Genomic DNA, 11,917 nt, shown 5'->3' on the forward strand with positions numbered 1-11,917 from the left:
TAACATGGGGTGAGCGAATGCCAAATACAGTATCTGAATTATCGAAGCAGTGGTACACGACCTCATTTCGCGTCCGATATCAAGAGACAGACCAGATGGGAGTCGTGTACCATGCCAACTATTTAAATTGGTTTGAAATCGGACGAACAGAAATGATTCGTGAGCTGGGATTTACGTATAGAGAGATGGAAGAAGAAGGGGTTCTGCTGCCTGTTATTGATTTGAATATTCAGTATGGTGCACCTGCACATTATGATGACCATGTCACTGTATATACCCGTATGATTGATTTCTCGCCTCTACGGATCTATTACGAATATGAAGTACGCCGATTGACCGGAGATGATCAAAATTCCTTAACGGCAGTAGTAGAGGAAGGGAATTTATCCGGTGAGAGGCTTGTGACCGGTTCATCACGCCATGTATGGGTGAACAAGGACTGGAGACCCACCAGACTGGATAAATGCGTCCCTAAGTTGTATGATGCTTTAAGGACGTCTCTTTTGGGAGGAAAGGAGTAAAGTTATGTGGAAGTGGATGCTGGCGGCCATAATTTTTCTGCCTGCCATTGAAATATTTGGATTCTCTATCGTAGCGGAGCGGGTCGGTGGCATGAATACATTGCTTCTGACACTGCTTACCTCTGCAATCGGTGTTGCGATGATGAGATTTGAAGGACGAAAGGCGATGGAGGATGCCAAGCTTAGAATGAATTCAGGGATGGTACCCGGATCATCAATGGCCGAAGGGCTCTGTATTTTCTTAGGAGGAATATTACTTATCATTCCAGGTTTCCTGACGGATATCGTCGGGTTTACTATGATTTTTCCTCTGACCCGTCCACTTTACCGGTATTTGATTATGCTATGGATGAAGAAAAATATGAAGAATGGAAAGATAAGAATTTTTCGGCGATAGCAGGCACATGCTCTCATTTATCACAACTGACCCTTTCAATTGAAAGGGTCAGTTTTTTTTGGAATTAGGGGCTCGATTATATATCTAAAATTTCATCATTCGACAATGACATTTATCATGGTCTATAATGGAATTGTAAGTGATTTCAAAAATAGTTTATGAAGCCGATAAAACTTTTTAATGATATTAATACTCAGTCATTGTTCACATATCAGACAATTTCCAGTATGATATGAGAAGGTTTACGACTATATCATGACTATCGGCCTCTTCAACTGTTACTCTTTATTATTCGATATCATGAAAATAGTTTCATGGTACCGAGATCAGTTTATTCCGATTATAAAGGAGAGATAATGCATGACAGCTATCAAGGGTTTGGAAGGCATTGTAGCGACAACTTCCTCGATCAGCTCGATCGTTGATGGTGTTCTTACATATCGAGGCTATAACATTGACGACCTCGCAGAACATGCCAGTTTTGAAGAAGTGGCTTATTTGCTGTGGTTCGGAAGGCTTCCGAATGCAGAGGAGTTACAGTCACTGCAGCAAGATTTAAGCGATTTCGCAGCTATTCCGGATAAACTGATAGAGCAAATGAAGCTGTATCCGCAAGATGCAAATACGATGGCTGCTCTTCGTTCTGCTGTATCTGCTCTCGGATTGTATGATGAAGCTGCAGACGACATGTCTCCTGAAGCAAATGAGAAGAAAGCGATTAAGCTGCAAGCTCAACTGCCTACAATCATTGCGGCGAATGCCCGTATTCGTCAAGGCAAAGAGCCGATCGCTCCAAAAGCCGGAGTATCTATTGCTGAAAATTTCCTCTATATGCTTAGAGGCGAGCAGCCGGATGAGACCTCCATTAAAGCTCTTGACCAAGCCCTTGTGCTTCACGCAGATCATGAGCTGAACGCTTCAACGTTTGCATCCCGTGTAACCGTTGCCACCTTGTCCGATATTTACTCCGGGGTTACATCAGCTATTGGCGCTCTGAAAGGGCCGCTTCATGGAGGGGCGAACGAAGCGGTAATGAAGATGCTAAGCGAGATTGGCACCATTGATAATGCAGAATCCTATATTCAGGAAAAGCTGAACAATCGTGAGAAAATCATGGGATTCGGGCATCGAGTGTACAAAAACGGTGATCCTCGTGCCAAGCATTTACAGAAAATGTCTCGTGAGCTGGGAGAAATGAAGGGTGACACTTCCCTATATGACATTTCTGTTCTGATTGAAAACATTGTTACGGGTCAGAAAGGCCTGAAGCCTAATGTAGATTTCTACTCAGCGTCTGTATATACTCAGCTTGGTATTGAACATGAGCTGTTTACTCCTATTTTTGCCATGAGCCGGGTATCCGGATGGACAGCGCATATTCTTGAACAGTACGACGGCAACCGAATTATTCGTCCGCGTGCAGAGTACACTGGTTTAACAGATCAGAAGTATATACCGATCGACCTTCGCTAATTGGTTATCAATCATGTAAAATAGGGCAGGGAAGACGCTTGAGAGGCATATGCCGGCTCGGTGGCTTTCTAAATGCCCTTTCCCTATGTCTTTCATATGGGAAAATTAGAGAAATTAAATATTTTTAAGGAGGAACTTATACTTATGAAACTCGAAAAATTTGCATTACCTACAGAAGGCGAGAAAATTACAATTGATAACGGAAAGCTGCAGGTGCCTAACAACCCTATCATCCCATTTATTGAAGGTGACGGAACAGGCCGTGATATCTGGAGAGCATCCAAGCGTGTTCTTGATGCAGCTGTAGAGAAAGCTTACAATGGCTCCAAACATATTGCTTGGTATGAAGTGTTTGCAGGAGAGAAAGCTTTTAATACATATGGAGAATGGCTTCCTAATGATACACTCGAAGCAATTCGCGAATATATTGTAGCGATTAAAGGACCTCTTACTACGCCGATCGGTGGCGGTATCCGCTCCTTGAACGTAGCATTGCGCCAGGAGCTTGATCTGTATACTTGCCTGCGTCCTGTTCGCTACTTCAATGGCGTTCCTTCTCCGGTGAAACGTCCTGAGCTGGTAGACATGGTCATCTTCCGTGAGAACACAGAAGACATTTATGCTGGTATTGAGTACAAAGAAGGTTCCGAGGAAGTTAAGAAAGTGATCAAATTCCTTCAGGATGAGATGGGTGCCAATAAAATCCGCTTCCCTGAAACTTCAGGTATCGGTATTAAGCCTGTGTCTTCGGAAGGCTCGAAGCGTCTTGTGCGTGCTGCGGTGGAATATGCCATCAAGCATGGCCGCAAGAGCGTAACGCTCGTTCATAAAGGCAACATCATGAAGTTTACAGAAGGTGCCTTCAAAAACTGGGGATATGAAGTTGCTGAGCAAGAGTTCGGCGATAAGGTGTTCACTTGGGCACAGTACGATGTAATCAAGGAGAAAGACGGCGTTGATGCAGCTAATGCAGCTCAAAAAGCAGCTGAAGAAGCAGGCAAAATCATCGTTAAGGATGCGATTGCTGATATCGCTCTGCAGCAAGTATTGACTCGCCCTACGGATTTTGATGTTATTGCTACCCTGAACCTGAACGGTGACTACCTGTCTGATGCACTCGCAGCACAAGTTGGTGGTATCGGTATCGCTCCTGGTGCTAACATTAACTATGTAACAGGTCATGCGATCTTTGAAGCAACTCACGGAACTGCACCGAAATATGCTGACAAAGACGTTGTAAATCCAGGCTCTGTAATCTTGTCTGGCGTAATGCTGCTTGAACATCTTGGCTGGAATGAAGCGGCTGACCGGATTTACAAAGGTATGGCAGCTGCAATCAACAACAAAACGGTTACTTATGACTTTGCCCGCTTGATGGAAGGCGCAACTGAAGTGAAATGCTCCGAGTTTGCGGATGAAGTTATCAAGAACATGTAGGAGAGCAGGAGAGCTTTATAGCCTCCATGCTTTACCATAAGATTTGACGATTGAATGACAAAGCAATTCCGTTCCCTCTAAGAGGGACGGGATTGCTTTTCTTTATTTGGTTTGTCCAGTATAATATGGACAGTGCAAAAGAATATAACAATTATCATACTAGAGGATGGAGGAATGAAACGATGTATGGCATTTTCTTACTACTACATATGATTGGTACAGCAGCTCTTGGTTTTTATTTAATATTGCCATTTATTGTAGGTGGTATTCAAAAGCTGTCATTAGGTGCACAAGAAGGCGGTATTAACGCTATTCGTGTAGCTAACCGGTTCGCTCAGTATGGCTTGGTGGTTCAATTGATTACAGGTGGATATATGATGTCCAAGGGTGAATATTCGGTGGCATGGATGATTATAATCACGGTACTGCTGCTTGCTATGTTTGCTATTGGGGGAATTATGGGCAAGCCGCTGAAAGGGGCACTTGCCGGTATTCGTGAGAAACGTGAGGTGGCTGCTGAGACAGCTAAGCTTCGCACGTTCAGCATTATTCTCGCGATTCTTTTGCTGGTAATGATCTATCTTATGGTTTATGCGTTCTAAGAAATTATTTATTAATCAAGACTGCTCTGTGATAGAGCGGTCTTTTTTTTTGCGCATTTTTATGAATAAGATAATCAGGCTAGCTGGGTTCCCGGTGACCCTTTACGGAAAAGATGAAACTTCGTTTAACCGGGGATGAAATGTGGTAATTAACATAACGTAAGAGATTATGAGTATTATAAACGAGCCTAATGCATCCTAAACGGGAAGTACAGTCATGAAAAAGCAGTATGCAGAACATAACGGACCTGAAAGGAGAAATGCAGTATGCCGCAAAATGAACAACAACAGACACTACCTCCACAGCATCAAAATCAACGTCCAGGAAAAGAGACGGAAATGAATCCGCGGCCGGAGTTCGAATCCAGTCAATACCAAGCAGCAGGCAAACTGGAAGGTAAGGTTGCGCTGATTACAGGTGGAGATAGCGGAATTGGCAGAGCAGTTGCCGTGTACTACGCTAAAGAAGGCGCTGATGTAGCTATCGTTTATTTAAATGAGCATAAAGATGCGGAGGAGACCAAGCAGCAGGTAGAACAAGAAGGCCGCAAATGTATTCTTATTCCTGGTGATATCGGGGATGATGCATTTTGTAAAGAATCTGTGAAACAGACAGTAGATCAGCTGGGCAAGCTGGACATTCTTGTTAACAATGCTGCAGAACAGCACCCACAAAATTCGATTGAGGATATTACTAAAGAACAACTGGAACGTACCTTCCGGACTAATATTCTGGGGATGTTCTTTATGACTCAAGCTGCTATGCCGCATCTGGGTCAAGGAAGTTCGATTATTAATACCGCCTCCATTACAGCATATAGAGGCAGTCCAAAATTAATTGATTATTCGTCAACCAAGGGAGCAATTGTTTCCTTTACGCGTTCACTCTCCATGAATCTGGCGGAAAAAGGAATCAGAGTGAATGGGGTGGCACCAGGACCAATCTGGACCCCATTAATTCCATCCACTTTCCCGGCAGAAGAAGTAAGTAAATTTGGTGCGAGCCAGCCGATGAAACGCCCGGGCCAACCGGAAGAATTGGCACCAGCTTATGTATATCTGGCTTCGTCAGATTCCTCTTATGTGAGTGGACAGATCATTCATGTGAATGGTGGAGAGGTTATTAACGGCTAAAGGTTAAGATTATAGAAGAAAAATAAAATAAAAATAAAAACAGTAGGAACTGGAGAGAGACCTACCCATCAGAAGACCCTGCCTTCCGCAATGAGCGAAAGACAGGGTCTTTGCGTGAGTAAATTCAAAATTTAAGTAAACCCTTTCATAAACTTTTTGGTATGATATATGGTAGGACTAAAAAAATATATTTTCAGCATAACCATAACCAGCAGGCTGGTCTCAAAAGAAAGGGGTAAGGAAGCAAATATGAAGCAGTTTGAAGAAAGTGTATACCGTCTTATCGTAGAAACCTCAACGAATCTTCCGGGGGATGTTCGCAGAGCGGTTAGACGCGGGCGTGAAGCAGAGGATGCGTCAACTCGTGCGGGACTTGCGCTAGCCACGATTGCACAAAATATTGAAATGGCGGAAACGCAGGTTTCACCGATATGCCAGGATACGGGCATGCCTACTTTTGTTGTACATACTCCTGTCTTTGCCAATCAGATTGAAATGAAAAAAGACATTTACAAAGCGGTCATTCGGGCGACTGAAGAAGGCAAGCTCCGCCCTAACTCGGTGGATTCGTTAACAGGCAAGAACAGCGGAGATAATCTGGGGCCTGGAACGCCAGTCATTCACTTTGAGCAGTGGGAGCAGGATATGATTGATGTCCGTCTTATTCTGAAAGGCGGCGGCTGTGAGAATAAAAATATTCAGTATAGTTTACCAGCGGAGCTCGAAGGACTCGGCAAAGCGGGCAGGGATTTGGATGGTATCCGTAAATGTATTTTGCATGCGGTTTATCAGGCTCAAGGTCAAGGCTGCAGCGCAGGCTTTATCGGTGTCGGAATTGGAGGAGACCGTACAACGGGCTATGAACTCGCTAAACAGCAGCTGTTCCGGCATATTGAGGATTTGAATCCGAATCCGGATCTGCAGAAGCTGGAGGATTATATCCTCGAAAATGCGAATAAGCTGGGAATCGGTACGATGGGTTTTGGAGGCGAAGTGACGCTTCTAGGCTGTAAGGTAGGTGCGATGAATCGGCTTCCGGCTAGCTTTTTTGTTTCAGTAGCCTATAACTGCTGGGCGTTCCGCCGTCAGGGTGTCCTGATCGAGGCTACCAATGGTGAAATTCAAGAATGGCTATATGAAAGCGGAAGCGGCATCTCAATGACTGATGCAGGAACAGAAGCAATCACGGCTGCCACTTCGGAGTCGACCCAGGGCATCGAAGCACAGCGCGAAAATAAGGAGATTGTTCTCCAAACACCGATTAGTGAAGAACAAATTCGCAGTCTTCGTGTTGGGGATGTGGTTGTCATACGCGGTGAAATGCACACAGGCAGAGACGCGCTGCATAAATATTTAATGGATCACGATGCACCACTGGATCTGAATGGCGCGGTTATTTACCACTGCGGACCCGTGATGCTGAAGGATGAGGCAGGCTGGCATGTAAAGGCAGCTGGCCCGACAACAAGTATTCGCGAGGAGCCTTATCAAGGCGATATATTGAAGAAGTTCGGCATCCGCGCGGTTATTGGTAAAGGCGGTATGGGGCCAAAGACTCTTCAGGCACTTCAAGAGCATGGCGGAGTATATCTGAATGCGATTGGCGGTGCTGCACAGTATTATGCAGAATGTATTAAACAAGTGAACGGTGTTGATTTTATGGAATTCGGAATTCCTGAGGCGATGTGGCATCTTGAGGTAGATGGTTTTGCTGCCATTGTAACCATGGATTCACATGGCAACAGTCTGCATGCAGATGTCAGCAAGGATTCAGCTGCGAAGCTTGAAATGTTTAAGGAGCCGGTATTTATTTAGTACTTCATAATCACACACGAGTTCGAGCATCACTCCGTATGCGGATCATTCTTCCGATCGCCGTTGTCCCCAGATTTCTTTTGAATTGTATAAACGTTGTTGAAATCTGGTGACAGCTTATGCTTTCGAAGTAGCTATCCTGTGGAAAGCTTTTAGGCGAGCGCTTCGCTTCTCGAGCATGATTCCGCCTTCTTCGTTGTAGCAATAGTTCAATAAATCCCTTAGCTTACAAGCTGGTTCCTGTAATTTACAGGAATCAGCTTGTTTAATTTTAGCTGGATGCTACCTTCATTATAAAAATCTTATGAATCCCTCCATTCTTCGTGTATCATCGATTACACGATAATCCATAACATCCGAAATCCATTTTGATTCATACGTCATCCAGGCGGATTGAACGCATGTATGGAATGTCGTTCCCTAATTCCATCGGCAAGAAAAGTTGAGCCGTGGTATAGTGATTGTGAAAAGAAGCTGTTCTTTTCATACATGAAGGGCGGAGCTTCCATTTTTAATGGATGCTTTCTTTAGGTGTTTTGTTGTTTTAAATGGACATGCACGAAGCAGCGGAGGGGACGAAGCGATTCCGCAGAAGCGGGAGCGTTCGCCTAAAAGCTTTCCAAAGGAAAGCTGCATCGGAAGCGTATGCTTTGTGTTCCAATTTCAACCTCTGAAAAGACCATTTCAGGAAATTGGAACACAACAGCAAAAATATAACCATCCTCAAGTTTTACTACGAAATAAATATTACATCCGCAAAGGAAGAGATAGATGAGACCGATTCGGTATCGACTTACACTCATGATGATGATACTTATTGGACTATCGATGCTTGGGGCAGGAATGGCCATGGCAAATGTGTTCAAGGATTCCCACATCGATTTGCAGGAAGAAAATATGAGGCGTGAAATCAATCTGATTCAGGCAATGATGGATTTCCCGGAACTCACCGGAGAAGAAGCGGTTTCGTACTATACAGATAAATCCAAACAGCTTCGTACATTGGCAGATGCAAGACTCACATTTATATCAAAAGATGGAGTCGTGATAGGTGATTCAGAAAGTGATCCTTCACGGATGGATAATCATTTATCCCGGGAAGAGATCATTCAAGCAAAGGCTGAAGGAATGGGCAGCATTATCCGGTACAGCAGCACAATTGGTGAAGATATGATCTATGTGGCACTTCCGGTAAAGGAAGATGGTTTTGACGGGTTTATTCGTCTTTCTATGAGTTTAAAAACAGTAGATCAGGGTGTCCGGCAGGGGTGGACCGTAATGGGAGGCGGATTAATCATCCTGTTTGTGATTGCTGCATTTGTCAGCTACAGAGTGGCTGCAAGCATGACTTCACCTTTAGAAAAGATAACAAGCGTAGCCCGCAGAATTACGAAACGGGATTATGACGCTCGTGTCCAGCTTAACCGTAAGGATGAGATAGGTCAGCTGTCGCTTGCAATTAATGCTATGGCAGACAGCCTGCAAACTCAGCTAAAGACCATACGGGATAACGAAGATCTGCTGCAGAGCGTACTTAACAATATGACCGGCGGTATTCTATTGCTTAGTTATGACGGTAACATTGTGTTGATTAACCGGGCAGCTGAAGAGATGCTGGGAATCAAGGCAGATCATGTTATAGGGAAATCCTACCGGGAACTGCGTCAGCATTATGAGTTGACCAAGCTGATCGAGCAAGGATTGGAGCATCGAAATCAAATTCATGAAGAACGCAGCTTGTATTTTCCGGTAGAATCTATCGTGAGATTAGACGGGGTGGCAATGGTTCAGGATGACGGGGCATACCGTGGAATGTTGTTTCTGCTTCAGGATGTAACCGATATTCGGAGATTGGAGCGCATGCGCAGCGAATTTGTTGCGAATGTGTCCCATGAATTGAAGACACCTCTCGCTGCTGTGAAGGGTTTTGCGGAGACTCTGCTGGGTGGGGTGCAGGATGAGAAGACATCAAGATCATTCCTCCAGATTATTTATGATGAGTCGGAAAGGTTAAACCGGTTAATCCGGGATATATTGGAGCTGTCCAAAATCGAATCAAAGCGGATTGCAATGGAGTATTCCCCCATTCACCTGTCGACTTTCTTCGAATCTTTAATGGAGCTAATGCAGCCTGCAGCTGATCATAAGAAGATTGGATTGCAAATACAGGTACCTGAAGAGTTGTTCATGGAAGGCGATGAGGATAAGCTAAGACAAATATTTACGAACCTGCTCTCTAACGCTATTAACTACACCCAGGAAGGCGGACGGGTTCAACTGACCGTCAGAGAAATTCATATGATTGATCATGGCGAAGCCGTTGAGTTTATTGTGAAAGATTCAGGGATTGGCATCCCGAAAAAGGACCTTCCCCGAATCTTTGAACGGTTCTACCGGGTGAATAAATCAAGATCCCGAAGCTCAGGCGGGACGGGCCTTGGCCTCTCCATTGTAAAGCATCTTGTTGATCTTCATCATGGCTCAATCCGAGTGGAGAGTGAGCTTGGAATGGGAAGCTCTTTCATCATCGAGATTCCACTCTTACAGGAAAATGATTAAGGGGACGATAAGGGGACGATTACACATTTAACATAGAGATAACATTCTGTTGATATAATGTACAAGTATCTATACAAATATATAGATTTAGGGGCGGGATTAAACATGTCTGGGCGTTTGCTTGTTATTGAGGATGAACCTACATTGTCACGGCTTCTGTCATACAATTTGGTACAGGAAGGCTATGATGTCACGGTCGAGGAGCACGGGACGGCTGGGTATGACCGTGCATGCGAAGAATCTTTTGACCTGATCTTACTGGATGTTATGCTTCCGGGTATGAACGGATTTACGATCTTGGAGAAACTAAGGCAGCAAGGAATAACGACACCGATTATTATATTAACAGCAAAAAATGCAGAAGAGGAAGTTGTGCAGGGACTTAAAATGGGTGCCGATGATTATATCACGAAGCCTTTCGGTGTATCAGAATTATTAGCCAGAGTTGCGGCTGTCATGCGTAGAGCTTCTGGTCATGTAGAGGATGTAAAAGAAAACGAGAAGCCTGGTAATGTCATTATCCTAGGCCAACTAGAAATATATCCTGATAAATATGAAGTTCGGCTCAGCGGGCAGAATATTAATCTCCGGCCGAAGGAATTTGAAGTGCTGCTTTACTTGGCAAGGAAGCCAGGTGTCGTGTTCACCCGGGATGATCTTATGAATGTAGTATGGGGATTCGACTACATTGGCGGACAGCGTACGGTCGATGTTCATGTTAGTTCGCTCCGCAAGAAGCTTGAGCTGGACCCGGAATCCGTATGTATTGATTCGATCCGGGGTGTAGGCTATAAACTGGTCGTGAATCCTAAAAAGGGCACTCATCATTTGATTTAATGATGAGTGCTTTTTTTATTGAAACTAAGAAACTATGAACCCTTGTGTTCTGTAGAGATTTTACACAGAGTTTACAATTCCCTAAAACTGCTATTACATTTCAGGGTTAAGATCAATTTTGTAAGGTGAAAAGATTAAGAGACCAAGATCTTAAGGAGTGGATAGGTTTGTTTAGTAAAAGGGGTCGTAAAACAGCAGTCATTCTCGTGTTCATCATGATGCTAAGCACTGTGCTTGCAGCTTGCGGCGGCGGAGATAAGAAGAACAACGACAGTTCGGTCCTTTCGGGAACAATCGAAATTGACGGTTCAAGTACAGTCCATCCGATGACGGAAGCGATGGCTGAAGAGTTCGGAGCCGAGAATAAAGAGGTCCGCGTTCCAATCGGAACAGGTGGAACCGGAGGAGGCTTTAAACGTTTCTTGGCTGGTGAGATTGCTATTGTCAACGCATCCCGTCCAATTAAAGACAAGGAAGCAGAAGAAGCGAAGGCAAAGGGCGTAGAGTACCATGAAGTGAAGGTAGCCTATGACGGACTTGCTGTTGTTGTAAATCCTGATAATGATTTTATTGACAAACTGACGATTGAAGAGCTGAAAAAAATATATGGGCCGGACAGTACAGTCAAGACATGGGCTGATGTACGTGCCGGTTGGCCTGCTAAAGAGATTAAAATTTATTCTCCAGGAACTGACCACGGCACATTTGACTATTTTACAGAGGTCATTAACGGTGAAGCGCAAGTGAGCCGTAATGATAGTCAAATTACATTCAGTGCAGATACGAATGCAATTGTGCAGGGTGTAGCTGGAGATAAACAATCGATCGGTTACTTCGGCTTTTCGTTCTATGAAGAGAATCAAGACAAGCTCAAGCTGGTTCCGATCGATAACGGAACAGCTACAGTAACGCCAAGTCCAGATACGATTAAAGACAACAGCTATTCTCCATTGTCCCGTCCTTTGTTCATCTATGTAAACAATAAAAAGCTGGAGAGTCCTGAAGTAAAAGCTTTCGTAGACTTCTACCTGAGCAATGCCGGTTCGCTTGCAAGTGAGGTTGGATTCGTTGCCCTTCCAGAGGAAGAGTATCAGAAGGAAAAAGATAAATTGGCTCAATAATCAAAGGGCCTTCCTAGTAGA

Annotated in this window: 10 protein-coding genes; all 10 read left to right on the forward strand. The window is 44.3% G+C overall.

The features are described from left to right. Positions 1 to 17: 17 nt before the first annotated feature. The 10 genes from BN1234_RS12780 to BN1234_RS12830 all read left to right on the forward strand — a co-directional run bounded on the left by BN1234_RS12780 (position 18) and on the right by BN1234_RS12830 (position 11,896). On the forward strand, positions 18 to 521 hold the full coding sequence (locus tag BN1234_RS12780) for an acyl-CoA thioesterase (RefSeq protein ID WP_054957052.1): 504 nt from the start codon (positions 18 to 20) through the stop codon (positions 519 to 521). A 4-nt stretch (positions 522 to 525) separates the two neighbouring features. Beyond that, the gene (locus tag BN1234_RS12785; RefSeq protein ID WP_054957053.1) at positions 526 to 918 is read left to right on the forward strand and encodes an FxsA family protein; all 393 of its coding nucleotides are present in this window, start codon (positions 526 to 528) and stop codon (positions 916 to 918) included. 360 nt (positions 919 to 1,278) lie between these two features. Next, positions 1,279 to 2,391, forward strand: a complete 1,113-nt coding sequence (gene citZ / locus BN1234_RS12790; RefSeq protein ID WP_054957054.1) for a citrate synthase — start codon at positions 1,279 to 1,281, stop codon at positions 2,389 to 2,391. Between the two features lie 144 nt (positions 2,392 to 2,535). Next, positions 2,536 to 3,828: an NADP-dependent isocitrate dehydrogenase gene (icd, locus tag BN1234_RS12795; protein ID WP_054957055.1), complete on the forward strand. Its 1,293-nt coding sequence runs from the start codon at positions 2,536 to 2,538 to the stop codon at positions 3,826 to 3,828. Between the two features lie 182 nt (positions 3,829 to 4,010). Next, positions 4,011 to 4,430, forward strand: coding sequence for a hypothetical protein (locus tag BN1234_RS12800; RefSeq protein ID WP_054957056.1), 420 nt, complete (start codon positions 4,011 to 4,013; stop codon positions 4,428 to 4,430). Positions 4,431 to 4,697: 267 nt separating this feature from the next. Then, positions 4,698 to 5,564: an SDR family oxidoreductase gene (locus BN1234_RS12805; protein WP_054957057.1), complete on the forward strand. Its 867-nt coding sequence runs from the start codon at positions 4,698 to 4,700 to the stop codon at positions 5,562 to 5,564. A 249-nt stretch (positions 5,565 to 5,813) separates the two neighbouring features. Continuing rightward, positions 5,814 to 7,379 (forward strand): fumarate hydratase, encoded by a 1,566-nt coding sequence (locus BN1234_RS12810; protein ID WP_054957058.1) that lies wholly within the window; start codon positions 5,814 to 5,816, stop codon positions 7,377 to 7,379. A gap of 771 nt (positions 7,380 to 8,150) precedes the next feature. Beyond that, positions 8,151 to 9,938: a two-component system histidine kinase PnpS gene (gene pnpS, locus BN1234_RS12820; protein ID WP_054957060.1), complete on the forward strand. Its 1,788-nt coding sequence runs from the start codon at positions 8,151 to 8,153 to the stop codon at positions 9,936 to 9,938. Between the two features lie 105 nt (positions 9,939 to 10,043). Beyond that, entirely contained in the window at positions 10,044 to 10,775 is a 732-nt protein-coding gene (locus tag BN1234_RS12825) for a response regulator transcription factor (RefSeq protein ID WP_054957061.1), read from the forward strand. A gap of 218 nt (positions 10,776 to 10,993) precedes the next feature. Then, positions 10,994 to 11,896, forward strand: a complete 903-nt coding sequence (locus BN1234_RS12830; RefSeq protein WP_370733961.1) for a PstS family phosphate ABC transporter substrate-binding protein — start codon at positions 10,994 to 10,996, stop codon at positions 11,894 to 11,896. The last annotated feature ends 21 nt before the right edge of the window (positions 11,897 to 11,917 follow it).

Origin of the sequence: Paenibacillus dakarensis, from assembly GCF_001373415.1 — a bacterium.
Lineage (GTDB): Bacteria > Bacillota > Bacilli > Paenibacillales > Paenibacillaceae > Paenibacillus_AQ > Paenibacillus_AQ dakarensis.